The sequence below is a fragment of the Streptomyces sp. NPDC006610 genome (assembly GCF_040611575.1).
In the GTDB taxonomy this organism is placed as follows: Bacteria; Actinomycetota; Actinomycetes; order Streptomycetales; family Streptomycetaceae; genus Streptomyces.
The window spans coordinates 131,476-156,013 of record NZ_JBEXOP010000007.1; the positions used below are offsets into that span (position 1 = coordinate 131,476).

Annotated in this window: 20 protein-coding genes; 4 read left to right on the plus strand and 16 right to left on the minus strand. The window is 74.0% G+C overall.

What is annotated here, in order from left to right; genetic code table 11:
• The first annotated feature begins 654 nt into the window (after window positions 1-654).
• A complete protein-coding gene (locus tag ABZY13_RS08255; protein WP_356628073.1) occupies window positions 655-1,662 on the plus strand; it encodes an amino acid ABC transporter permease in 1,008 nt (335 codons plus the stop codon).
• Between the two features lie 30 nt (window positions 1,663-1,692).
• Here ABZY13_RS08255 and ABZY13_RS08260 read toward each other — a convergent pair whose 3' ends face one another.
• The 5 genes from ABZY13_RS08260 to ABZY13_RS08280 form a co-directional block, all read right to left on the minus strand.
• Window positions 1,693-2,274, minus strand: coding sequence for a hypothetical protein (locus ABZY13_RS08260; protein ID WP_356628074.1), 582 nt, complete (start codon window positions 2,272-2,274; stop codon window positions 1,693-1,695).
• Window positions 2,271-3,839, minus strand: a complete 1,569-nt coding sequence (locus ABZY13_RS08265; protein WP_356628075.1) for a HAMP domain-containing sensor histidine kinase — start codon at window positions 3,837-3,839, stop codon at window positions 2,271-2,273. Before ABZY13_RS08265 ends, ABZY13_RS08260 begins: the two co-directional genes overlap by 4 nt.
• Window positions 3,836-4,519 (minus strand): response regulator transcription factor, encoded by a 684-nt coding sequence (locus ABZY13_RS08270; RefSeq protein WP_356628076.1) that lies wholly within the window; start codon window positions 4,517-4,519, stop codon window positions 3,836-3,838. The genes ABZY13_RS08265 and ABZY13_RS08270 overlap by 4 nt, the downstream gene beginning before the upstream one ends.
• A gap of 78 nt (window positions 4,520-4,597) precedes the next feature.
• Window positions 4,598-6,271, minus strand: a complete 1,674-nt coding sequence (murJ, locus tag ABZY13_RS08275; RefSeq protein WP_356628077.1) for a murein biosynthesis integral membrane protein MurJ — start codon at window positions 6,269-6,271, stop codon at window positions 4,598-4,600.
• Entirely contained in the window at window positions 6,268-7,431 is a 1,164-nt protein-coding gene (locus tag ABZY13_RS08280; RefSeq protein WP_356628148.1) for a peptidoglycan bridge formation glycyltransferase FemA/FemB family protein, read from the minus strand. Before ABZY13_RS08280 ends, murJ begins: the two co-directional genes overlap by 4 nt.
• A 199-nt stretch (window positions 7,432-7,630) precedes the next feature.
• On the opposite strand from ABZY13_RS08280, the gene ABZY13_RS08285 reads away from it, so the two are divergent.
• Both ABZY13_RS08285 and ABZY13_RS08290 read left to right on the plus strand, forming a co-directional pair.
• Entirely contained in the window at window positions 7,631-8,824 is a 1,194-nt protein-coding gene (locus tag ABZY13_RS08285) for an Ig-like domain-containing protein (protein ID WP_356628078.1), read from the plus strand.
• Between the two features lie 450 nt (window positions 8,825-9,274).
• Window positions 9,275-9,694, plus strand: coding sequence for a Fur family transcriptional regulator (locus tag ABZY13_RS08290; protein ID WP_356628150.1), 420 nt, complete (start codon window positions 9,275-9,277; stop codon window positions 9,692-9,694).
• A gap of 353 nt (window positions 9,695-10,047) precedes the next feature.
• Here ABZY13_RS08290 and ABZY13_RS08295 read toward each other — a convergent pair whose 3' ends face one another.
• From ABZY13_RS08295 to ABZY13_RS08345, 11 genes are all read right to left on the minus strand, one after another.
• On the minus strand, window positions 10,048-11,802 hold the full coding sequence (locus tag ABZY13_RS08295) for an ABC transporter ATP-binding protein (RefSeq protein ID WP_356628079.1): 1,755 nt from the start codon (window positions 11,800-11,802) through the stop codon (window positions 10,048-10,050).
• Window positions 11,799-13,538 (minus strand): ABC transporter ATP-binding protein, encoded by a 1,740-nt coding sequence (locus ABZY13_RS08300; RefSeq protein ID WP_356628080.1) that lies wholly within the window; start codon window positions 13,536-13,538, stop codon window positions 11,799-11,801. Before ABZY13_RS08300 ends, ABZY13_RS08295 begins: the two co-directional genes overlap by 4 nt.
• Window positions 13,535-14,761 carry a SagB/ThcOx family dehydrogenase gene (locus tag ABZY13_RS08305; RefSeq protein ID WP_356628081.1) on the minus strand — a complete coding sequence of 409 codons (1,227 nt, stop codon included), beginning with the start codon at window positions 14,759-14,761 and terminating at the stop codon, window positions 13,535-13,537. Before ABZY13_RS08305 ends, ABZY13_RS08300 begins: the two co-directional genes overlap by 4 nt.
• Before the next feature lie 11 nt (window positions 14,762-14,772).
• Window positions 14,773-16,152, minus strand: a complete 1,380-nt coding sequence (locus ABZY13_RS08310) for a YcaO-like family protein (protein ID WP_356628082.1) — start codon at window positions 16,150-16,152, stop codon at window positions 14,773-14,775.
• Window positions 16,149-17,630, minus strand: coding sequence for a CocE/NonD family hydrolase (locus tag ABZY13_RS08315; RefSeq protein WP_356628083.1), 1,482 nt, complete (start codon window positions 17,628-17,630; stop codon window positions 16,149-16,151). The genes ABZY13_RS08310 and ABZY13_RS08315 overlap by 4 nt, the downstream gene beginning before the upstream one ends.
• The gene (locus ABZY13_RS08320) at window positions 17,627-18,481 is read right to left on the minus strand and encodes a hypothetical protein (RefSeq protein WP_356628084.1); all 855 of its coding nucleotides are present in this window, start codon (window positions 18,479-18,481) and stop codon (window positions 17,627-17,629) included. The genes ABZY13_RS08315 and ABZY13_RS08320 overlap by 4 nt, the downstream gene beginning before the upstream one ends.
• 89 nt (window positions 18,482-18,570) lie before the next feature.
• The gene (gene amiA, locus ABZY13_RS08325) at window positions 18,571-18,684 is read right to left on the minus strand and encodes a streptamidine family RiPP (RefSeq protein ID WP_240797855.1); all 114 of its coding nucleotides are present in this window, start codon (window positions 18,682-18,684) and stop codon (window positions 18,571-18,573) included.
• 58 nt (window positions 18,685-18,742) lie between these two features.
• Window positions 18,743-19,564, minus strand: coding sequence for an ABC transporter ATP-binding protein (locus tag ABZY13_RS08330; protein WP_356628085.1), 822 nt, complete (start codon window positions 19,562-19,564; stop codon window positions 18,743-18,745).
• Between the two features lie 20 nt (window positions 19,565-19,584).
• Window positions 19,585-20,592 (minus strand): iron ABC transporter permease, encoded by a 1,008-nt coding sequence (locus ABZY13_RS08335; RefSeq protein WP_356628086.1) that lies wholly within the window; start codon window positions 20,590-20,592, stop codon window positions 19,585-19,587.
• Window positions 20,589-21,743: an iron ABC transporter permease gene (locus ABZY13_RS08340; protein ID WP_356628152.1), complete on the minus strand. Its 1,155-nt coding sequence runs from the start codon at window positions 21,741-21,743 to the stop codon at window positions 20,589-20,591. Before ABZY13_RS08340 ends, ABZY13_RS08335 begins: the two co-directional genes overlap by 4 nt.
• Window positions 21,744-21,820: 77 nt before the next feature.
• On the minus strand, window positions 21,821-22,798 hold the full coding sequence (locus ABZY13_RS08345) for an ABC transporter substrate-binding protein (protein WP_356628087.1): 978 nt from the start codon (window positions 22,796-22,798) through the stop codon (window positions 21,821-21,823).
• An 87-nt stretch (window positions 22,799-22,885) separates the two neighbouring features.
• Between ABZY13_RS08345 and ABZY13_RS08350 the strand changes: the two genes are divergently transcribed.
• On the plus strand, window positions 22,886-24,085 hold the full coding sequence (locus tag ABZY13_RS08350) for a hypothetical protein (RefSeq protein ID WP_356628088.1): 1,200 nt from the start codon (window positions 22,886-22,888) through the stop codon (window positions 24,083-24,085).
• The last annotated feature ends 453 nt before the right edge of the window (window positions 24,086-24,538 follow it).

Consider the following 24,538-nt stretch of genomic DNA (forward strand, 5'->3'; position numbering starts at 1 on the left):
CATGGTTGCGCAGCCGTCGTTGGTCGCGGCGATGCCGAGGAACGGCACGGGCATGGGCATGGCCTTTCTGGAGACGCGACGGCACGCGGGCACGACTGAGCTGCCGGGCGCGGAAGTCGCGGACGGTGACCGTCAGAAAGATGGGTCGATACGGGTGTGACGACGCCGGGCGTCGAAAGAGGCGGAGCTTCGGCAGCGTGCGCGAGGGCGGAACCAGGCCCGCGACGGAATCACCGAGGGAGGGAAGGGCCGGTCAGACGGCCCGCTGCCGAGTCAGACGCAACACGCTGCGGACCACACCCGACCGAAGTCGATGTGGTGGCGCGAGACCAAGCGCTGCTGGGCAGTCATGCGGCCAATTGAGCAGCACATCCTGCTGTTCGTCAAGCAGCGCCCGGATGCCGGACATCGCCTCGCCCTGTCTGTGCCACGCGTTGTTGACACCTCTGTGCTGTGGGCGCATACGATCGACGACAGATCGGCTCCGCCCCGCGCGGCAGCCCTTCCGGCCGCGTTGAGGGACGCGGCGAATGTGACGACGCCCCAGGCCCCGGCCGCACCGTACCGCGTGGCGCCCATGCCGTCGCGCTCCCCTGCGAGTGCCACCGGGTGGTCACCCACGCCAGCCATTCCCTCCCCCCGGAGCGCCTCCCGATGGTCACGCCTTCCGATGTCACACCAGCCCCTGCCACGAAGCCCTCACAGCGAGCCGGCGGCCCGCGCCCCGACCTGCCGCGCATCGTGCCGCGCCGGCACGTCGGACGCTGGGCGACCGCCGCCGCGGCACTGCTCGTCTTCGTGCTGGTGCTCAATTCCGTCGCCCGCAACGACGCCTTCCAATGGGGCGTGGTGGGCCGGTACTTCACCACCGCCGCCGTGCTCGACGGGCTGCTGCTCACGCTATGGCTGACCGGTGCGGTGATGGTGCTGGGCTTTCTGTTCGGCACGGTGCTTGCTGTGATGCGGCTGTCGGCCAACCCGGTGCTGCGCACGCTGGGCTGGGGCTACGTTTGGATCTTCCGCTCCACACCACTGCTGGTGCAGCTGCTGTTCTGGTTCAACATCGGCGCTCTGTACCCGACACTCGGCCTCGGCATCCCGTTCGGCCCGGAGTTCGTCACCGTCAAAACGGTCAACCTGCTCGGCCCCACCCTCACCGCCGTCATCGGGCTGACCCTGCACGAGACCGCCTACGCCGCCGAGGTGGTGCGCGGCGGCATCCTGTCCGTCGACTCCGGCCAGAACGAAGCCGCCCAGGCGCTCGGCCTGAGCAGACGCCGCACCCTGCACCGGATCGTCATCCCGCAAGCGATGCGCTCCATCGTGCCGACCGCCGGGAACATGCTGATCGGCACCCTCAAGGGCACCAGCATCGTCAGCGTGCTGGCCGTGCACGACCTGCTGTACTCGGTGCAGCTGATCTACAACCAGACCTACCAGGTCATCCCGCTGCTGATGGTCGCCACGCTCTGGTACATCGCGGTCACCAGCGCACTCAGCGCAGGTCAGTACTACGTCGAGCGGTACTACGCGCGCGGCGACTCCCGCGCGCTGCCGCCCACGCCACTGCAACGGCTGCGCGGTCAGCTCTCCGCCGTGCGCACCCGGCTGAGTGCGGCGACGGCCGCCGATGCCCGCCCCGCGGTCGGCGGTGATCGATGAGCGGCCTCCTCCGCGGCCGTCCCGGTGACTTCAGCGCGGGGCCGTCCCGGTGTTCGCCGGTTCCCCCTCCGGGAGGTCGCACCGGGCAGGGGCATGTGTGCCGTCCGTGCCCCGCAGCGTCACCGGCGCGCTGCCGGCGGCGCTCTCCGCGTACGCCACCGTGCAGACGAGCTGCCCTTCGGCGCGTTCGGTGAGCCCGTCGAGAGGCGCTGCCAGGTCGAGTTGCACCCTGCCGCCGGATGCCGTGATGCCCACCCGGGTGCTCGGGTCGGGCAGCGACGGCTCGTTGCCCATCCCCGCGCGCCTCTCCGGCGGGGTCGGCCCGCTCAGCAGCGCGGCGACCGTCTCTTCGGTGGAGGGCGGGGCAATCTCCTCCGCGCTGTCGGGCCCTTGCCCTCCACCTTCGAATCCGCCGCCGGCGACGATGCGGGACGACGGCATCAGCTGACCGTCCGGGGAGAGGAAGAACAAGAGCATCCTGACCTCACGGGCGGGAAGCACGTCGACCGTAGCGCCACCGCCCGCCCCGATGACGTCCGTCTCCTGGATGCCGCACGCGGTGAGCGGGAGCAGCGCCGTGAGCGCGGCGGCCGCACGCAGGCGTGCCCTCATGCCGTGGCCCCCTTCGTGGCGCCGGACGCGTGACCCGTTCGCGCCGTCGCCGCGTCCGTGCCGGATCCCTGTGCACCGTCGTCCGTGCCGGACCGTTCGGTGCCGCTGGGCCCGCCGAGCGGGATCTCGACCGTGAAGACGGCGCCGCCTCCCGGTCCGTTCCCGGCGCGCACGGTGCCGCCGTGCAGCCGGACGTTCTCCTGTGTGATCGCGAGGCCGAGACCGCTGCCCGCCGACCGGGTACGGGCCGCGTCGGCCTTGTAGAAGCGGTCGAAGACATGGGGCAGCACGTCCGGCCGTATGCCCGGCCCGCTGTCGGCGATCTCGACGACCAGCAGGCCGGTCCCGTCGGCGGCCGTCTTGCTGCCCAGGCGCACGGTGACCGGTTCGCAGCCGTGCCGCAGGGCGTTGCCGACGAGGTTGGCGATGACGACGTCGAACCGGCGCGGGTCCAGACGGGCCCGGATTCCATCGGGCAGCTCGGTGCGCACGCGGTCCTTCCAGTGCCGGTGCAGGAGGGTCTTGCGGATCGTCTCCGCGGCGTCGACCTCGTCGGTGTTCAGCTCGGCCGCGCGGGCGTCGAAGCGCGAGATCTCCATCAGGTCCTCCACCAGCACCGCCAGCTTGCCGGTTTCCGCGCTGATCAGCCGTACGGCCCGCGCAGTGTCCGGGTCGAGGCCGTCCGCGTCCTCGTCGAGGACCTCGGTGACGGCGAGCATCCCGGCGAGCGGGGTGCGCAGTTCGTGCGAGACGTCGGAGGCGAACCGGCGGGCACGGGCCTCGGCATGCTGCAGTTCGTCGACCGACCTCTCCAGCTCCGCCGCCGACTCGTTGAACGTGCGGGCCAGATCGGCCAGTTCATCCCTACCGGAAACCTTGATCCGGGCGTCGAGGCGGCCGCTGCCCATGGAGCGGGCGGCCTTGCGCAGTTCGCGGACCGGACGCAGCACGCTGCGCGCGGCGATCAGCGCGGGCACGAGGGCGATGGCGAGACCGGGCAGGGCGCCGTCGCGGGCGGCGGTGACCAGGGCGCCGACACTGGCCTGCTCGTTGCTCATCCGCATCACGGCGAAGAGGACCAGCCCGGTGGGCATACTGCCGCTCGCGCCGGTCCTCGTCAGGACGGGTACCGCGATCGTGAGGTAGGGGACACCGTCCTTCACCACCCTTTCGAAGCTGCTGTGCGACGTCGTCAGGGCGGTGCGGCGCAGTTCGGGCGTGATGACGGAGGAGGTGGGGCTGGTGCCCGAGGAGACCCTCAGCGAGCCGTACTCGGCGAAGACGATCCACGGTTGCGGCTTCGCCTTGCTCGCGATGACGTACAGCAGTTCGCGCAGCACCTCCGGATCGACGGGCAACGAGGGCGCGAGCGTCCCCACCTGTTCGCGGAAGGAGGCGACCGCGGTGTCCTGGGCGCTGACGAGGACGGCGCTGCGCGCCTCGCGGTAGGTCAGGGCCGCGGTCGTCCCCGCGCTGACGGCGGCGACCAGCAGGAACGCCAGGACGAGTCGCGTGCGCAGCCCGAAGGGGGCGATCCGGCGCAGGCGGGTGCGGGCGGCGGTCACAGGGGTCCGAAACGGTAGCCGAAGCCCCGCAGGGTCTGTATGTAGCGAGGGCTGCCGGGGATGTCCTCGATCTTGTTACGCAGCCTGCGGACACAGGCGTCGACGAGGCGGGCGTCGCCGTGGTAGCTGTGCTCCCAGACGTGCTCGAGCAGTTGCTGCCGGCTGAACACCTGCTCCGGCGCCGCGGTCAGGTGGAGCAGCAGCTTCATCTCGGAAGGGGCCAGGGCGAGGCGTTCACCGGACTTGGCGACGGTGAGGCCGGCGCGGTCCACGGCGAGGTCTCCGTGGAACTCGACGGCGGGCCGGCCACTGCCCGGGACCTCCATCCTGCGCAGCACGGCCCGGATGCGGGCATCGATCACCTCGGTGCGGGCCGGCTTGACGATGTAGTCGTCGGCGCCGGCCTCGAGACCGATGACGACGTCGAAGTCGTCGCCGCGGGCAGTGAGCATGATGATGGGCAGCTGGCTGTCCTCCCGTACCCGTCGGCAGACCTGGACCCCGTTCATGCCGGGCAGCATCAGGTCCAGCAGGAGCAGGTCGGGCCGGAACTCACGGAGTGCGGCCAGGCCGGCCTCTCCGGTGGCGGCCGTGCGGACCTCGTGGCCGCGGCGGCGCAGTCCCAGCTCGACGCCCTCGCGCACGGAGGGGTCGTCTTCGATCAGGAGCACGCGGGGCATGTGCGGGGTATCCCTGGGGTCGGAAACGGGCGTTCGGGAAGGATCACGGTGTCGGAGGCCCTCACGGTTCCGGGAATCTCACGACCTGCGGCGGAGCCTGGCGGTCGCGCCGGTGACGAGGGCGTCGACCTCGGCGAGGCGCAGGGGACGGGCGAGCACGGCGAAGACGGCAACGATCACCAGTGCGCCTGCTCCGGCGGCGACGGCCGGCCCGGCGGAAAGCGACCAGCGGGCGGCGCCGAGGCCGAGCAGGGTGGCGGGCGCGGCCGCGGCAAGCAGTCTGGCCTGGGAGGCGACGGTGGCGGAACGCCACGGCCGAGGACTGTGCCGACGGGCGGTCGGCGGGCCCGCGTCGGCGTTGCGGGGCGTCAGCCGGCGATGCAGCACCAGGGCGGTGACGGCCCAGCCGGCGAACAGCGCCAGTGAGTAGGCCCCCGCCATGCCGGTCACGGCCCAGCGCGCCGGCAGCAGTTGGTACGCCGTCCACGACAGGCCCGCGTTGAGGCCGGCGATCACCAGGTTCAGCAGGAAGGGGGTGCGCGTGTCGGACAGCGCGTAGAAGGAGCGGGACAGCACGTACTGGCCGGAAAAGGCGATCAGTCCGGGGGCGAAGGCCATCAGGACGCCCGCGAGCACGGCGACGTCCTCCGGGCCGGTCCTGCCGTGCTGGAAGACCAGCGCCGTCGCGGGGTGCGCCAGGGCGAACAGCGCGCACGAGGCGGGCACGATGACGGCTCCGCTCGTGCGCAGCGCGTACCCCGTGTCCCGGCGGACCGCCGCCGTGTCGCCGTCGGCCGCCGACCGGCTCATCCGCGGCATCAGAGCCGTCACCAGGGAGACCGTGACGATGCCGTGCGGCACCATCCACAGTGTGTAGGCGTTGTTGTAGGCGCTGAAGCCCGCTCCCTCGATGTGCTCGGCGGCGGCGCGGGCGCCGGCGGAGGTCGCGAGCCTGGTGGTGACCCAGTAGACGGCCTGGTTGCTGAGCACCAGCAGCACCAGCCAGCCCGCGGAGCGCAGCGGACGGGTCAGACCGCTGCCGCGCCAGTCGAACCGGGGCCGGTAGCGGAAACCGGCGGCCCGCAGCGACGGCAGCAGCGCGAGCGCCTGGGCGACGATGCCGGCCGTGGTGCCCCACCCGAGCAGTGCCCGCTCCCCCGCGGTGAGCGTCCCGCCCGCGCCGGTCGCCAGATAAAGGCCGAACACCGCTATGACCACGACGTTGTTCAGAGCCGGCGTCCACATCATCGCGCCGAAGCGGCCCCGCGCGTTGAGCACCTGCCCCAGCAGCGTGAACAGGCCGAGGAAGAAGATCTGGGGCAGGCAGTACCGGGCGAACGCGACCGTCGTCGCGTGCTGGTGCGGCGGGTAGTCCGAATAGAACCCGACGATCGCCGGCGCCGCCCACACCGCTGCCCCCGTCAGCACGAGCAGTGCCGGCACGCACACCGTCAGCAGCCGGTCGGTGTAGGCCGCACCCCCGTCCGCGTGGTCTTTGGCGGCCCTGACCAGTTCCGGCACGAAGACGGCGTTGAGCGCCCCGCCGAGCAGCAGGATGTAGACGATGGTCGGAACCGAGTTGCCCACCGCGTAGCCGTCGGCGACGATCCCGACGCCGAGCGCCGCGGCGACGACCGCGGACCGCAGGAACCCGGTGGCGCGGGAGACGACCGACCCGGCGGCCATGATGGCGCCGCTGCGCAGCGTGGACGCCGGCTCCCCTTTCGGCCCGGCCGCGGCGATGACGCTCATCGGCGCGCCATATAGGTCTGGAACGCGCGGTACAGCGCGTGGTTGGCCGTGCCGTCCATCGGTCTCTCCCACTCCCCCAGGGTCTCGACGACCTCGCCCCCGGTGCCGAGCTTCCAGCGCAGCAGCCCGTACGGACGGTCGCCGGGGTCGAGGGTGGAGGGTACCCCGCGCATGTCGTAGACGTCGGCGCCCAGGGCGTGGGCGTCGAGCAGCATGCGCCACTGCAGCAGGTTGGAGGGCCGGACCTCGCGGCGGTGGTCGGCGGAGGCGCCGGTCTGGTACCAGATCCGGCGGCCGACGCGGATCATGGTGTGGGCGGCGAGGATCTCACCGTCGTGGCGGGCCAGGTAGAGCTGCATGCGGCCCGGCTCCTCGGCGTTGAGGGCCGCGTACTGCCGCTCGTAGTACTGCAGGGACCGTCCGAGGCGGAACCCGTCGCGCTCCTCGGTGATGCGCAGCAGCCGGTAGAACTCCGGCAGGTCGGCCGCGCTGCCGACGACCACCTCGACGCCCGACCTCTGCGCCCGGCGGACGTTGCGCCGCCATTCCTGGTTGAGTCCGGACCACAGGTCGTCCTGCGTGCGTCCGGTGAGCGGTATGCGGAAGACGTGGCGCGGCTGCGCGTCTCCGTCGTCCTCGCCGCCGCACCGGTTCCAGCCGCGGGCCCGCAGCCGCTCGGCGACGGTGGTGCCCAGCGGGTCCACTTCGGTCGCGAGCACGTCGGCGAGCCTGCGGCCCGGTCCGGTCGCCGCCTTGAGGCGCGCCGCGCTCCAGCGGCGGTACACGGGCGAAGGGCCGATCCGCACGGCGAACACCCCCGAGGCGCGCAGATGTCTCAGCAGCGGGCCGAGCCAGCCGTCGATGCCCGGGTCGGCCCAGTCGGCGACCGGTCCCTCCGGCAGGTAGGCGAAGTACTTGCGGGTGCCCGGCAGTTGCCGCAGCAGGACGAGAGCGACCCCGGACAGCCGGCCGGCCTGCGGATCGGGCCCCCAGCCGACCGTCCGGGCCTGCCAGCCGTCCTTGACCTGCGCCCATGACGGGCACTGCAGGAACCCGGCGCCCAGGTGCGAGCCCGCGTCGGAGGAGAGAAACGAACGGTAGGTCTCGGCGGTGATGGGCCCCAGCGGCATTTCCTGGCCGGGGGCGGCCGTCACGAGCATCGCTGACACGGTGTGAGCCTCTCTGTGGGAATGCAGAGGATGCTCACAGCGGTCCGTGACCGCTGTGAGCGGCCTGTGTGACCGGACCATGACCGTTGCTCTGCAGTCGCCGTCACATGGCCCGCATCACCGCTCACCTGCGTGTTCTCGGCCCTAGAGTCGCCGTATTCCACCCCGACCACCATGGACGGAGGCTCCGTTGAGCCAGATACGTGTGCACATCGCGGCGGTGGCGGTGCTGCTGGCGCCGCTCGCCGCCTGCTCCGCCGGCGCGGGACCGAGTGATGCGGCGGAGGACGCCGAGGGCGGCGGCGCCCGGGCCGCGAAGGACCGTCCCGCGACGGTGGCGGTGGCGCCGAAGGGCGACGGTGTACGGGCCGGCGGCACGGTGCGGGTCACCGCGGCCGGCGGCACGCTCACGTCGGTCAGGGTGACCGACGACGAGGGCCGTGAACTCGTCGGCAGGATGGCCGCCGACGGCACGAGGTGGGTCTCGAAGCGCAAGGCGGTCCCCGGCGCCTCGTACACGGTCACCGCCGTGACCACGGCGAAGGCCGGCACGAAGAGCACCACCACGTCCGCGTTCACCACGGCCGAGGCCGACAAGGTCAACAAGGTGGACTGGCGCCCCGGCGCGAACACGACCGTCGGCATCGCCCAGCCGGTCTCCCTCGTCTTCGACAATCCGGTCACCGACAAGGCGGCTGTCGAACGGCAGTTGAAGCTCACCACCTCGAACGGCACCGAAGGCTCCTGGGCCTGGCTGGAGGACCACTCCGGCCGCGACCGGATCGACTGGCGCCCCAGGCAGTACTGGAAGCCCGGCACGAAGGTCACCCTCGAAGCCGAACTGAACGGCACCGACTCCGGCGACGGCGGCTGGTTCGTCCGTGACTACACCACCCGCTTCACCGTGGGGACGGGTCAGATCGTCAAGGTCGACCTCGACGGCAAGCAGCTCACCCTGGAGCGGGACGGAAAGGCGGTCCGCACGATCCCGGTCTCCGGCGGGACCCCCGGCGGCGACAAGCGCTCCTGGCGGGGCACGGCGGTGCTGATGTCCAAGGAGGGCACGATCAACATGAACTCCGAGACGGTCGGGCTCGGCGACGCCTACGACAAGATGGTCGACAAGTCGATGCGGCTGACCTGGTCCGGTATGTACGCGCACGCCGCGCCGTGGAACGACAGGTGGTTCGGCAAGGCCAACATGAGCTCCGGATGCATCGGCATGAGCGACGCGAACGCCGCCTGGTTCTACGACCAGGTCCGCCCGGGCGACCCGTTCGAGATCAAGGGCAAGGACACCAAGGGCGTCGTCGCACCGGGCAACGGCTTCGGCGCCTGGAACGTTCCGTGGGCCGAGTGGCGGGTGAAGAGCGCGCTCAGCTGACGGCCGCCCGGCCGGACGATTCGCCCGGCCGTCACCTCCCGGTCGGCACCCCGGCAGGGGCGCCGGCGGCCGTTCCCGGCCCTGGCCCGTCCGCAGCCGGTTCACCGTCGGCGCCGGCTGAACTCCTGCACCGTCCGCTTCCTGCTCGGCGTCCCCGCCTTCGAACATCGTGGCCGTCCGCCGCCCGTTCCCGGCTCGACCCCCTACGTCTGCCCTGACAGCCGACGCGGCGGCGTTTCCCGGAGGCGGACGCCGGCGTGGACGACCCCCATCGCCGGCGCTCGACGCCCCGAGGACGCTGGGACCACCGATGGTGGACAGGCATTCCCGGCCCGGCCTGCCTAGCCCGCACCGCCTTTTGAATCCATGATGGAAATGATTACCATATGCGTCAACTCGGGGAGGTGGGCAGCCTTGCGCGAAACGTCGACCACACAGCTGCCGGCGCCGTTGCGCACGACACGCCAGCGGAAGGCCGTCATGAGCGCCCTGCATCAGCAGGCCGGCTTCACCTCCGCCCAGGAGTTGCACGAGGCGATGGAGGCCGACGGCATCACCATCGGTCTGACCACGGTGTACCGGACCCTGCATGCCCTGGACCGCTCCGGACAGGTCGACGTCGTACGCGAGAGGAGCGGAGAACGGCTCTACCGGCCGCGACCCGCCGACGGGCACCGCCACTACCTCGTCTGCCGCGACTGCGGCCTGAGCACGGAGGTGGAGGCGGACCCGGTCGAGCGATGGACCGAGAAGGTGGCCGAGGTCATGGGTTTCGCCGAAGTCGAGCACACGCTCGAACTCAGTGGCGTGTGCGACCGGTGCCACTCGACCAGGAACACCGCACCGGCCCCCGGAGACCGGCGCGCCTGAGCCAACCCCGCCCCGACGGGCAGGCCGGTTCCCAGCCCGGCCGTCACCCGCCGCGGCGGCCGCCCGGAGCGCCGTACCCGTGCCCCTGCTCAGCGTGGTCTTCGCGGTCGTCCCGACCGAGGGCGCGAGCGCGGTCGCCCTCGGCGGCTCCCTTCCCGTCGGCCCGCACGTCACGACGGTCTCGTTGACCGTCTCCGGATCGCCAGTCCGTCGGTGGCTACCGGGACCGGCGCCGCGCGGCACGCCGGACCTCCATGACGCTCGCGTGCCCCCTCCGCTAAGGCAGCACTGATCGCCCGCCGACGGAAGGGCCGGCCTGCCCCTGCCCGAGGGCCCTTGTCGGCGTCCCGTGCTCAGGAGGGGGCGGTGAGCACGCGGTTGAGCGCGCTGTCGGGGCGGCCCGTCAGGTCCTCCCAGGTTCCCTCTTCCGTGACGCGGCCCTGCTCCAGGACGGCGATGCGGTCGGCACGGCGGATGGTGGCCGGCCGGTGGGCGATGACGATCGTGGTGCGGCCCTCCTCGCGCAGCGCGGCGGCGAGCTGGGCGTCGCCGGTGTTGTCCAGGTGGGCGGTGGACTCGTCGAGGACGAGGACACGCGGGCGGACCAGCAACGCGCGCGCGAGGGCGATGCGGGCCCGCTGCCCTCCCGAGAGGGTTGCGCCGCGTTCCCCTACGAGGGTGTCCATCGCGGCGATCCGGTCGACGCCGCACCGGCGCGCTGTCGTGGCGAGCAGGTCGTCGTCCGCTTCGGGCGCGGCGAGCCGCAGGTTCTCGGCGAGCGTGCCGTGGAAGAGGGGGGTCTCCTGCCCCACGAGGACCACCGCCCGCCGCAGTTCGGGGTCGCTCACCTCCCGGATGTCCACGGGGTCGCCGTGGGCGGGCACCAGCTGGACCGCTCCCTGGGAGGGGTCCCAGAACCGGGCCAGCAGGTGGGCGCAGGTCGACTTGCCGGCTCCCGAGACACCGACCAGGGCGAGTGTCCGCCCCGCAGGGACGGTCAGGTCGACGCCGTCCAGCACGGGCTGTCCGCCGTAGTCGAACCGCACGCCGTGCAGCCGGACGCCCAACGGACCGGGTGGCAGGGAACGGGGCGCCGCGGGCGGCGGGGCGAGGGCGGGAGCCTTGACGGCCGCGCCGACGCGGGCCGCCGCGGCGCGCAGTGCCACCGCCTGGCTCAGGGCGCGGGCCGACTCCGCGACCGGACCGAGGACGGACAGGGCCAGGGCCATCGCCGCCGGGGCCCATGCGCCGGGCAGCCGTCCGGAGGTCACGGACTGCGCCGCCGCGGTGACCACCCCGAGGACGGCGGCCACGATGAGCAGGTCGCGGACCGATGCGGCGATCGCCTCCCAGGTGGCCTCGGCGCGCTGGGCGTCGCCCACCTGCCGGCCCCGCTCCGCCAGCGTGCGGCGGCGTTCCGCGAGCCGGCCGAAGGCGAGCAGTTCGCGCAGTCCGTCGACGGTCTCCACCGTGTCGGCCGACAGCCTCGCCGCGGCCGTCCTGGTGCGGCCGCCGAGGGCCGCGCGCCCGCGCGCGTCGGCGAAGGGCGCCGCGACGAGCAGGGCCGCGACCGGGAGTACGGCCACCAGCAGCCACGGTTCCACCGCTGCGAGGACCAGGGAGCCGCCGGTGAAGATCGTCGCCGACGCCAGCAATTGGGCGGTGGTGTGGGCGTAGAAGAATTCCAGCGCTTCCACGTCGGCCATGGCGGTGGCGGCGAGATCGCCGCTGCGCCGGCCCGCGATGCGGGCGGGCGCGCTGCGGGCGAGTCCGTCGAAGACGCGTACCCGCAGTACCGCCAGCACCCGGTAGGCCAGGTCGTGCGAGAGGTCCATCTCCCGCCAGGTCGTCACGGCGCGGGCGACGACCAGGGCGACGAGTGCGGTGACGGTGGCGGCCGAAGGGGCTCGCCCTCCGATGACGGCGGTACCCACGGTGTGCGCGGCCAGGGTCACCAGCGCGACGAGGGACCCCTGTTCGAGGAGGGCGGCGGCGCAGGTGCGTGCCGTCATGGCCCGGTGTGCGGCGAGGGCGGGGACGAGGGCCCGCAGTGCGCCTCGTGCGGGCACGTCCGCTTCGGCAGGGGCAGTGGTGGTGGCGGTGCTCATGCGGCGAGTTCTCCTCGGTGGGCGCGGCCGGCGTCGACGAGCCGCGCGTAGACGCCGCCGGCCGCGACCAGGCCGGCGTGCTCGCCGACGGCGTCCACCCGTCCTTCGTCGAGGACGACGATGCGGTCGGCGTGCCGGACGGCGGCCAGCCGGTGGGCGACCACCAGGACGGTCCGGCCGCTCGCGGCGTTCATCAGTTCCCGGAGGATGTCCGCTTCGCGGCGCTCGTCGACCGCGCTGGTGGCCTCGTCGAGGACCAGCACCGGCGCATCCGCGAGCAGGGCGCGCGCGAGGGCGAGACGCTGGCGCTGACCGCCCGAGAGGGTGGCGCCGCGCTCACCGAGGACGGTGGCGTAGCCGTCCGGGAGGGCGGCTATCTCGTCATGGACTCCGGCGACGCGCGCCGCCCGGGTCAGGTCGTCGTCCGTGGCGCCGGGCCGGGCCAGACGCAGGTTGTCGGCGATGCTGGCATGGAAGAGGTACGTCTCCTGCGAGACGACGGCGATGTTCTGCCGCAGCGAGTCGAGGGTGTACTCGGCCGTGGGGCGCCCGTCGAGCGTGATCCTGCCCTCCTGCGGGTCGTGGTGGCGCAGGAGCAGGGCCAGCAGTGTGGATTTGCCCGCGCCGGAAGGGCCGACGATCGCCGTCGTCCGTCCCGCCTGCGCGCTGAAGGAGACGCCGTCGAGGGCCGGCGCCCGTGTGCCGTCGTAGGTGAACCGGACGTTGTCGAAGCGCACTTCCGGCGGGTTGGTCCAATGGGCGGGGGCTTCGCCCGTGTCGGGGACGGCCGGCTCGGCGGTGCGCAGGGCCGCGAGGCCGTCCGCGGCCGACGCGCCCAGATATCCGGCGTGCCATTCGCGGGCCAGGTCGCGCACCGGCCGGAAGCACTCGGAGGCCAGCAGCAGCACCAGATAGGTGCCGGTCGCCGTGGTGGATCCGGTGACGGCCGACCAGCACGCCAGGAGCGCGGCGGCGACGGTGCCGCCCTGGATGGCGAGGTCGGTGATGGCGGTGTCGACCAGGGACACCCTCAGTTTGGCGACGGTCGCCCGGTGCAGCGCGGCGGACCGTTCCTCCAGGCGTGCGCGGGTGCGCCCGACGGCGCCGGCGGCACGCAGGGCGGGCATGCCCTGGAGCGCCTCCAGGTAGTCGGCGCCGAGCCCTTCGTAGGTGTCCCAGTGCTCCTTGCCGCGGGCGGCCAGGAGCCGGTCCCAGGCCCGCGGGCCGGCCAGGGCCAGCAGCAGGGCGGGGACGAGGCCGAGAAGTGCCCACGGTTCGACCACGGCCAGGGCGGCCAGTACCAGGGGCGGCACGGTGAGGGTGATCAGCAGCTGGGGCAGGTAGCGGGAGACGTAGGCGTCGACGCCCTCCACCCCGTCGACGAGGGTGGTGCGGACGGCTCCGGCCCTCGCGGTGGTCAGGTGGGCGGGCCCCAGCCGGCCCAGGTGGGCGAGGAGTTCGTCCCGCAGGGCCACCCTGACCCGGGCCCCGGCACGGGTGGCGGTGCGCCGCTGCCACAGGGCGAGCCCGGCGCGGACGACGACGACGGCGAGCACCGCGGCCAGCAGCCACGGAAGCCGGCCGGTGTCCCCGCGGGCCAGGTGGGCGAGCGCGAGGGCCAGCAGTGCGGCCTGCGCCAGGTGGGTCAGGGTCACGGCGCCCTGCAGGAAGGTGGACGCGAGCAGGGGGCGCCGGGCGGCCCTGGCGGCGCGGCGCAGCTCGGGGTGGACGATCATGTGGTGTTCTCCTCGTCGGCGTGGCGGGCGCCGAGGGCCAGTCCGTGGACGATCCAGTCCCGGCCCGGGGCGGCGCCGAGGGCGGCGCCGAGGTCCGCCTGCTGCCACGAGCCGACGGGTCGGGCAGCCAGCCCGTGGCGCAGGGCGGTGACATGGGCCAGGTGGACGGCGAAGCCGGCCCGCAGGTGGGCGCGGCGGATGTGCGCGGCGTCGGCTTCCGCGGGGCAGCCGTGGGCGAGCAGGACGGCGCCCGCGTCCGCGATCCACGCCTGGCCGGCGGCCCAGGCCGCGAGGGTCGGGCGGGCCTCCCCCGCCGCGTGCCGCCGCAGGGTCGTGCCGTCGGCGGACAGCGCCATCAGGGCGGGTCGCGGCGGGCCCACCGCGGCGCACCAGCGCAGGTCGCCGTCGCCCGGCCGTGCGGTGGTCGCGAGGACCTTCCGCGGCGCGCCGGCGACCGCCCGTTCCGCAGCGGTGAGGACCGCCAGCAGCGCGTCCTGGGAGGGCGTGCCCGGCAGAGGCGGTGGGGTACTGCGGCGTGCCAGCAGTTCGGCGGGGGTGGCCGGGCCGCCCGGCGGGTCCGGGACGCGGGCGCCGCCGTCCGGGTGCGCCCGGCCCCGCCCGCCCTCCTGGTGCGCCGGGCCGCCGCGCCCGCCGGGCGGCGGGACGTGCACGGCGGCCAGTGGGCTCTCGGCGAGACCGTCCAGCCGTACCTCGGGCGCGTCGGTGCCCAGCGCGCGGGCCGCGAGGAACAGGGCCGCGGCGGCGTGCCCGGTGTCCAGCAGCAGCAGTGGCCAGGCTCGGTGGCCGTAGTGGGAGACCGTGCGCCGTGCGGTGACGGAGAGTTCGGCGGTCACGCCGGGCGGTGTGCCCTCGGGTTGCCGGCCGAGGCGGTGGACGCGGTGGCGCAGCGGGTCGTAGCCGTAGTGGCCGGGCGGCAGGGAGCAGCCCGGGCCCACGTGCAGTTCGGCGTCCACCGGGTGCAGTGCACCGGCGGAGGACACGGGCCTGAGGCGTCCGGAGTCGTCCGCCGCGGACAGCGAGTAGCGCAGCAGGGCCCCCAGGTCGAGGCCGGCCGGGCCGGCCGGCGGGAGGGGGCGGGGCGGTCCGGGCCAGGCCCTGACCGCTCCTCCGGCGGGTGTGTCGGGTCCGGGTGGCTCGGCAGAGCGTGCGCGAGCGAGGGCGGCGACGAGGTCCACCGGGCGGTCCTTGCGGAGGTCTTCCACGGGTGCGGCCCTCACATGTGCGGCGGAGGCGCCAGCGTGAAGTCCTCCGGCGCGCTCGGCGGGCTCGTGCGCCACCCCCGGGCGACGGCGGCGTCGGCGAGGCGCGGGCAGCCGAAGTAGCCGAAGGCGGCGGGGGCGTTGGGCAGCAGTCCGGAGACGAGCACCCGGGCGACGCGCAGGGGCGTCTCGGCCACGTCCTCCGTGGTGAGGTCGAAGGTCATGACCCGGTGGCCGCCCGCGTGCAGCGTGCTGTCCAGCCGCTGCCGGCTGCCGCGTTCGACCTCGTCGAGGGACACGGTCCCGAGCGCCGGCTCGGTGAACCGCCTGGCCTCGGCTGCCATCCTCTCGTCCAGCCACACCTGCACATGGGCGCCCAGGTCCCTCACGTGCTCGAACTGCTCGCCACACGCGTCGAGATAGCGGCCGTCGGCCCGGTGGTCCAGGTACAGCCCGCGGGCGAGCAGCCCGGCCTCCACGGCCCGGAACACCCAGCCGTCAGGGTCGGTCAGGCCCTGGGTGAAGACCCAGGTGTGGACGGCTTCCAGGACGGCCTTGCGGGCGGCCTCGGCCGGGTCGTACTTGCAGGCGAACCCGGCCGCGTACAGACCGAGGCGCGGGTCGTGCACGAGCGCGGCCATGCAGGGGGCGAATTCCGAGTGCATCTCGACGATGTGGACGTCGAACGCGGAACCGGCGAGGTCGTCGGCGAGGCCGGGCACGCTCGCCGGGTCGATGCCGCGGGCCGGGCCGTCCAGATGCCACCACAGTTCCAGGGCGTCACGTTCGACGATCTCCAGCAGGCCGCGTTCGACGGCGTCGTCGAAGCCCTGTCCGGTGGCGATCCCGGCGTAGTTGAGGTGGTGGGTGCGGGGCAGCTCGCGCAGTTCGCCCTGGCGCCAGTTGAGGTGGGTGAGCGCGACGGGCGCCCAGACGTCCGCCGTCCGTCCGCCGGGCAGCAGTTCGGTGCCGCGCGTCCACAGGGCCGGGGTGTCGGGGGTGAGGGGGCGGTAGGGGAACTTCTCCCGGGCGTACTGCCAGTCGGCGTACGCGGGCAGGTCCCTGGGGCCGTAGAGTCGCAGGCCCTTGTCGGCCAGTTCGGCGGCGGTGGCCCGCACGGGGGCGTCGGGGTGGCCGGGCGGCGGGACGCGGTTGCCGCAGTACCGTTCCACCCCCTCGGCTATCGCGGCGACACGGGCTTGGCCGGGGTCGCCGAAGGTGGTGCCGAGGGAGACCCGGTCGGCGGGCCACAGGCCGTGTCTGCGGGCGTCGGATATCTCGGCCGTGAGCGCGGTGTAGCGGGGCGGGGCGCCCGCGGGGTGCTCGACGGGCTCGACCTTGCGGACGATGCCGCAGACGGGGTCGACGAGTGCTTCCAGTGGCAGCGTCGTCATCTCAGGATCTCCTGCGCGGGGTCGACTGGGGTGGGGCGGGACGGGAGCACGGGCAGGCTCAGCACCACGCTGTCGGGATCGATCTCGCGCCGGGAGGCGTGCAGTCGGTCGGCCGTCACCGGGTCCTGTCCGGTGTGCGGGTTGCGGGCGTGGGCCGGGAAGTGGTGCCCGGCGATCTCCAGGCGCAGCCGGGTGCCGGCGCCCAGCCGACGTGCGATCCGGCCGAGGGCGACGGTGAACGCGACCTGGCGGCCTGCCGGTTCGTCGCGCCGGACGATTCCGACGGCGAGTCCGTCGGCGGCCCCTTCCGGTGTGAGGGCGACGAGCCGGGCGGCCCAGTCCGCGGACGGCGTGTGGGCCGTGGCCCGCAGGTGCACGCTCACAGGGCCGACCACGTCGAGCGGACGCGGGAGCGGCGGGGTGACGAGCAGGCAGCGGTCGGGCGGGCCGTCGGCGGGGACGGTCAGATCGTCGGAGCGGACGGGCCGGCCGGGATCGGCGGTGAACGCGGCCCCGAGCAGCAGCCGCGGCCGTCGGGTGCGCGGCTCGCCCTCCGTGCCGGCGGGCAGCCACAGATCGGCCCCGCCCAGCGCTTGTGCGCCACGGTGGCCGGGGGCCAGTTCGCCGGCCAGGGCGCGGCGGGTCCAGCGCACGTACAGCTCGCCCAGGTTCACCCGGTGGGCCGGGCCGGCGTCGGGGCCGGGTGTGGAAACGAGGCCGTGGCCCCAGGGGCCCAGCAGCAGCCGTGCCGAGGGTCCGCCCCAGGCGTGCCACAGTGCGACGGTGTCCTCGGTGAAGTGGTCGTGGTGGCCGCCCACCGCGAGCAGGGGCACGACGGCGTGCGCCGCCCGCGCGATCAGGCGTCCGCGGTCGCGGTGCCGCCACAGGCCCGCCCAGGAGGGCAGCGCGCGGCCCAGCCGTTCGGGGAGGCCGGTGAGCGGCAGGCAGGTGAGGAGAGCGGGGTCGGCCGTGAGGGCCTTGTCCAGCGCGCTCTCGTCCGAGTCCGGCCGGTCGCCGTGGGCGGCCCACCATCCGGCGCGGGACAGCAGCCGCTCCACGCCGGACGCCTCGCGCGCCGTCTCCGCGGGCCCCAGGGCGGGTACGGCCGCGAGAACGGCGTCGGGCCGGGCGTCCTCGGGCGCGTCGAGGGCGAGGACGAGGGCGCAGTGCGCCGCGTAGGAGGCGCCGACGGCCACCAGCCGGCCGTCGCTCCACGGCTGCCGGCGGATCCAGCGGACGGCCGCCGAGCCGTCGGCGGCTTCGTTGGCGTAGGGGCGCCACTGCCCCGGTGACGCGAACCGGCCGCGCACGTCCTGGACGACGGCGGCGAATCCGCGGCGGGCCCAGGCGTGCGCCTCGGCCCGGTGCCGGGTCCTGTCGTAGGGGGTGCGCACCAGGACGGCCGGGAAGGGGCCGTCGCCGGCCGGAAGGAACACGTCGGTGGCGAGTTCCTCCACGGTCGTGTCGAACGCTGTCATCCGTCCTTCTCCGGCATCGCTGCGACGTCGGGCACCGGGAGGACGGGGTGCTCGGTGACCGTCAGCGTGCGCAGGTCCACGCGGCGGAGCCGGCGGCGGGCCGGGAGGCCGGCCGGGTCCGGGGCGCCGGTGGCCCACCGGCCGAGATCGTCGGCGAGCAGCGCCGCGAGCAGCGTGGCGGCGGGCAGGGCGAGCCGGACCGGCGCGCCGGAGGTACGAGGTCCGCGCCAGTACGCGGCCAGTTCGCGGTGGGCGGGGGTGGCGGCGAGCCGGCGGGACCGGATGTGCGCCGAGGTGACGTCTCCGGGAGCGGCGGCCACCGGCTCGACGTACGCCTGCCAGCCCTCGCGGTGGCAGCGCAGCCACGCGACGCCGTGGTCGGGCAGGGTGTCGGCGGCGTCCCACAACCGGTACGGCACGGGGCCGTCGAGGCACCACACGACCGCGCAGGGGTTTCCGTCGAGCAGGTCCTCGACGGGAACCGGTGCTCGGCCCGGGGCGGTGACGGCCTCGGTGGTGAGAGGCCGGGCGCCCAGGGCGGCCAGCTGCGCGGCGAGCGGTTCGGTCAGTACCGGGTCGCCGAGGACGCGGATGGTGCGGCGGGCGGCGGGCCACCGCGAGTCCTGCGGTTCTCGCGCCAGATAGCCCGCCTCCTCGAACGCCCGCACCACACGGTCGAGTTCCTCGTCCGACGAGCCCGTTGTCGCGCCGGTGAGCCGGGAGAGCAGGGCGTCCTCGTCGACGCCTGCTGTCCTGACGCTGAGGAACTCTCCTTCCTGGGTCCGGACGGCGAGCCCCCGCCCGGGCGCGGCGACGACCTCGACACCGGGGACGAGTCGGCTGCGGGACACGGTGATCTCCTGACGAAAGGTGGGTGGATGGGCGTGGGCCCGCCCGGAAGGCAACGGGCGGGCCCACGGTCGAGGGTGCCGGTCCTCGCTTACTCCTCGTTGTCGTCGAAGGGGTTCTCGACGAGGGCGTTGGAGTGGGAGGCCGAGGCGTGGGCCAGCTGGCCCTGGTCGGCGATCGGCGTGAAGATCTGCTCGTTGTCCATGAACTCTCCTCGTGTACCTGGGCGTTGCGGCGTTCGGGTGAGCGCCGCGGACGCCACATTAATGAATGCGATTTTCATATTCAAGATCTGGAAGAGGGTGATCCGGGTAACACACCGGCCAGCCCCCCTCGGGGTCCCGGCCGACTCGTCCCGCCACCTTCAGCACGTCCGCCAGCAACCCGGGGGTCACCACCTCGCCCGGTGCTCCGTCGGCCACCACACGGCCGTCGCGCAGGGCGACGACACGTTCGGCGAACCGGGCCGCGTGGGCCAGGTCGTGCAGCACCATCACCACGGTGAGCCCGCGTTCCCGGCGCAGTCGGACCACCGTCTGCAGCACGTCGAGCTGGTGGTGCAGATCCAGGTAGGTGGTCGGCTCGTCGAGCAGCAGGACGCGCGTGTCCTGGGCGAGCGCCATCGCGAGCCGGACCCGCTGCCGCTCGCCTCCGGACAGCGCGTCGACGTCACGGTCGGCCCACTCCTCCACCCCGACGTCCCGTAGCGCCCGGTGCACGACGGGGTCGTCGCCCTCGCGCAGCATGCCCAGCGGTCCGCGCGCCGCGTACCGCCCCTGGCGGACGAGATGACGCACCGTCATCCCCGGAACGGCCGGAGCGGACTGGTGCAGCAGGGCCACCCTCCGGGCCGTGGCCCGCCGGGACAGCCGGGCGAGGTCGTCCCCTCCGAGGCGAACGCGCCCTTCGTCAGGTTGCAGCAGCCCGGCGGCCAGCCGCAGCAGGGTCGACTTGCCGCAGCCGTTCAGCCCGATGAGGGCGGTCAGTTCGCCCGGTTGGACGGTCAGGTCGACGCCCCGCAGCACAGGTCGCCCGGGATAGCCGAAGTGGACCCCCTCGACGTGGATCCCCACGGACTCGGTCATGCTCTGTCCTCGATTCGACGTCAGAACGAACGGCTCGGCGTGCGGCGCACGACGACCAGCAGCAACGCGGCGCCGAGACAGGCGGTGAGCGCCCCGACCGGCAGCGTGAGCCGTCCGGCGTCCAGCGCCCCCGCCAGCAGCCGCGAGGACAGCTGCGCCGCCGCGTCCGCCCCGCACACCACCACCGCGCCCACCAGGGCGGTGCCGGGCAGGCTCACCCGCAGGTCCGCACCGAAGACGGCCACGGCCAGATGCGGAACGAGCAGTCCCACGAAGCCCAGCGCCCCGACGGCGGCCACCGCGCCCGCCGTCAGCGCCACCGCGCACAGCAGGGCCAGGCTCCGGGCAGGGCGGGCCGAGAGGCCGGCGGCCAGGGCGATGTCGTCCCCGCAGCGCAGCAGGGTCAACGGCCCGGCCAGCAGCCAGGCCGCGACCCCCCACACGAGGGCCCACGGCCACAGCAGGTGCCAGTGCTGCCACACCCGGCCCTCCGTGGTGCCCACCAGCCACTGGACGACGCTGCCGAGTTCACCCGGCTCCACGAGGAGCACCATGGCGGTGAGTCCGCCGAGCACCGCCGACACCAGCACCCCGTGCACGGCGGTCTGCGCGGGGTCACCGCGCCCGCGGCCGGCGAGCAGCCACAGCAGCGCGGCTCCGGCGCACCCGCCCGCGCACGCGGCGAGGACCACGGACAGGGGCGAGTCCCACCCGGCCAGTCCCAGGGCGGTCGCGGTGACGGCTCCGAGCACCGCCCCCGGGGTCACGCCCGTCACCTCCGGCCCGGCGAGGGGATTGCGCAGGGCGGACTGCAGGACCAGCCCCGCGACGGCGAGACAGGCACCGGCGACGAGAGCCACCAGCAGCCTGGGCAGGCGCAGTTGGAACAGGATGTGGCGCTCCGTCGCGTCACCGCCGCCGTTCATGACGTCCCAGGCCGCGCCCGGGGACATGCCGCGCCCGGCCACCAGTTCCACACCGGCGCACACGAGGGCCAGTGCCGCGAGAGCCGTGAATCGCCGGGTCACCGTACGTCCTCCGATCCGGTCGCCCTGGAAGGGGGCGGGCAGGCATCCCCGGGGCCGCCGCGCCCGGGCGCGTCCGCGCCGACGTCGCCCTGCGCCCCGGCACGAGGGATGTCGTCCGCGGCGCCGGAAGCCGTCCTCCTCGGTCCGGGCAACGGCTCGCGCACCGCGGCCGAGGCGGCCGGCCGGCGCCGGACCGCTCGGCCGCGACCGCCCGACCGCATCAGCGCGACCCCGGCCGGCACCCCCAGCAGGGCCGTCCACGCACCGGCCGGTGTCTCCACCGGCGCCAGCGCCAGCCGGGCCGGGAGGTCGGCGACGACCACGGCGACCGCGCCCCAGGCGGCGGACCACGGAAGCCAGCGCGCCGCCCCGGCCGCGGGGTCGAACGACCGCGCCAGGTGCGGGGCGAGGAAGCCCACCCACGCGACCGGCCCGCACACGGCCGTCACCGGGGCGATCAGCACCACCGCGATGGCCAGCGCCGCCAACCGGGCGCGCTGCGCGCGCACGCCCAGCGCCTCGGCGTCCTCGTCGCCCAGCCGCATCACCGACAGCACCGGCACGCACAGCAGGAGTGCGGGGGCCGCGACGAGCAGCCACGGCCACAGACCCGCGACGTCGTCCCACGTCCGGGCGGACAGGGAGCCGAGCAGGTAGCGGTAGATGAGCTGGAGGTCCAACTGGTCGGCCATGACCATCATCACCAGCAGCGCAGCCTGCAGGGCGGCCGCCACCGCGGCGCCGGTCAGCAGTACGGCGGACGGACTGCGGCCGAGCCCGGCGGCCAGGAGCGTGAGCCCGCCGCCGAGCGCGGCCCCGCCGATGGCCAGCATCGGATGGACGACGGCGGGCAGTGACAGGCTCAGTACCAGCGGCGCGGCCACCCCCAGAGCGGCGCCCGACGACACGCCCAGCATCTCCGGCACCGCCAGGGGATTGCGCAGCGCCTCCTGGAGTACCAGCCCGGCCGCACCCAGACAGGCGCCGGCGAGGAGCGCGAGCACCAGTCGCGGCACGCGCAGTTCGGTGACGACGATCCCGGCGAGCGTGGTGTCCCCCTCCAGCACCGCGGCGACCAGCCGGTGCGGTGGGACGTAGGGGGTGCCGAGGCTGAGCGCGCAGACCGAGCAGACGGCCAGCAGGACGACCACCAGGAGCGGCTGCCACCTCCGCGCGACGCGCGACGCCCGCTGTCCGCCCGCCGCGACGGGCTGCGTGTGGGGCGTCCTCACCGCAGGGCGGCCGTGGCCTCGTCGAGGACGATGCCGAGTGAGCGGGTGCCGCGGCCCTTGGCCCACACCTCCGAGTTCACCTCGTGGACGTCGCCGTTCTTCACCGCCGGGATCTTGCCCCAGAGGGGGTTCTCGGCGAGCTTCTCCGACAGCTTGCCGTCCGCGTCGCCGAAGCTCAGCGTCTCGACGAACAGCACGTCGACGTCCTGGGCAAGGATCTCTTCGAGGCTGTAAGTGCCCTGCACGCCACGGGACTTCCACGGGTATTCGGCGATCTTGGGGAAGAGGCTGGCGGCCACGTCGGTCTCCGGGGTCGCGACGCCGAAGTTCTCGTCACTGCCGTAGATGATGAGAGCGGTCTTGTCGCTGGGAGCCTTCTCGGCTGCGGCGAGCTTGGTCCGGAAGGTCTTCTCGGCCTTCTCGCCCTCGGCGGTGCGCCCGGTGAGCGCGGCAAGGTCGCGCAGGTACCCGACGCTGTCCTGCCACGTCTCGGGCTGCATGGCCCAGAACGTCGTGGCGCCCTTGAGGGCCGGGGCGAGCTTGCCGTGCGTGTCCCCCAGGCCGATCACGAGGTCGGGCTTGTGGGAGAGGATCGCCTCCACCTCCGGGGCGATGAATCCGCCGGGGATCACGTCGACCTCCTTGGCCCTGCCCTCCCCCAGGAAGTCCGGGTGGGCGAGCAACGCGCTGTTGGTGGCGGTCGGGACGATGCCCAGCTCGGTCAGGATGTCGTCGCAGAGCGCGAACAGGCAGACGATCCGCTCGGGCTCCTTCTTCAGGGAGACCTTGACGCCGTTGGTGTCGGTCAACTCCGTGGAGGCCTTGATGGGTTCGACGGTGACGTCCGTCTTCGCCGTCGGCTCGGCCTTGTCGTTCGCGGGTTCTTCGGACGACGAGCCGCAGCCGGCCAGAACGGAACCCACCACCACTGCGGTGATCCAGCCACGGACGAATCTCGACGGTGCGCGCAGCATCGATGCCCTCGCTCTTTCTCGGATATCGGGAACGCACCGAAGATACATGATAATCGTTTTCATCAGAACCGGTCTCTGGAGGAACCCATGCCCGCTGACACACCCGTTCTCTTCGTATCCGACCATGTGGACGGATACGTCCATGTACTGACCGTGCCGGACGGAGCCGTCGTGGGAAGCCTGACCGGTCGTCATCTCTCCGAGCACGCCGGGTTCCTGGCGCTGCCGGGCGGACGGGTGGCCTGCGTCGACGACCGGCGAGGGGAACTGCTGGTACTCGATCCGTTCGCCGACAAGCTCGTCGAACGCGCGGTCCCGGTCGCCGTGCCGGCCGAGCACCTCGCCTGCGACCCGTCCGGTCGCCGGCTGGCCGTCACCACCGGCCTGGGCGAGAACCCCGCACCGTGGTCGGACCTGCTGACCGTCCTCGACCTGGCCACCGGGGACACGGCGAGGGTGCGCACCCGCGTCGGCGAACCGGGCGTGACGGTGCTGGGCGGCGACGATCCGCTGGTCGTGCTCCGGCACCGAGAGCCCGGGGAGCTGGCCGTCCACCGGTTCGCCGACCTCCTCGCGGCTCCGCCCGGCTGCCCTCCGGTCACACCGCACGCGGTCCTGCCGCTGCCGGACGACGGACACGGGGACGCGCAGGCGCCCGGCACGGGAGACGTGTTCGCGGCCACGGGCGAGGGAGTGCACCGGGCCCGGAGGAAAGGCGACGCACTCGCCGCCGAGGCGGTGGTCCCCTGGGAGTCGCCCGCCCGCGGCTGGTATCTCCGGCTCGACACCCGCCGGCGCGCGCTGTGGAGCACGCTGCGCGGCGGCGACCCGGACCCCCTGCGCTGGCCGGAGTGGACCAACCAGGCGTGGCGGCACGACCTGGAGACGGGCCGCACGGTGCACACGGAACTCGGCCCCGGGCTCGTCTTCCGGCTGGCCCTCGCCCGGCGCCACACCGCCTTCACCCGCATCCACCCCGACGGCGACGAACTGATCCTCCTGAGCATCGACGGCACCGTCCGCCGGGTTCCCCTGCCGGCCATGGAGGGCGCTCCGCGTCGCGGCGGCACCCCCTGGGAGGGCGTCCAGCGCCGGGCGGTTGCCGCCTCACCGGGCTCCGACTGGATCGCCGTCAGCCGGGGCGGCCACGGCGAGGTGCACCTCGTCGACGCGGAAACGGGGCACGAGGTGACCCGGCTGCGGCCGGGTACTCCACTGCACCACGGCGGCCACATGACACTGCGCAGCCGCGACGACGGCGCCGACGGCGATCCCGTGGGCCGGTGACGACGGGTTCGGGCCGGCACGGTCCGGACGTCCGGGTCAGCCGGCCTGCGACGAACGCCGGGAGGGACCGGCGCGTCTCGCGGCGCGGCCGGCGCACCGGCGGTGGATCAGGTCGCCGCCCGCCGACCACGACAGCAGGCGCATGCACCTCCGCAGCACGGTGCTCTCGCCGCGAGCAGGCGCGACGAGACCACCCGGCACCCTGCGTGACGACCGGCGTGATCACCTGCCCGCCACGGGCATGCGGCCGTTCTGCCAGGTGGGTTCGCCGACCGCGCGGCCGGCTACGCCGTTCTCACGGTGTTCGGGCGCCCGGCCGACCGCCTGGGCGGCGACGAGTTCGCCGTCGTGTGGAACCGCCCGCCGTCCGCCGCGTGCAGCGGGCCGATGGATGCGGCGACGTCGACGGTGCGGCCGTCGTCGAGGACGACAGGGGTATGCAGCATCCGCACC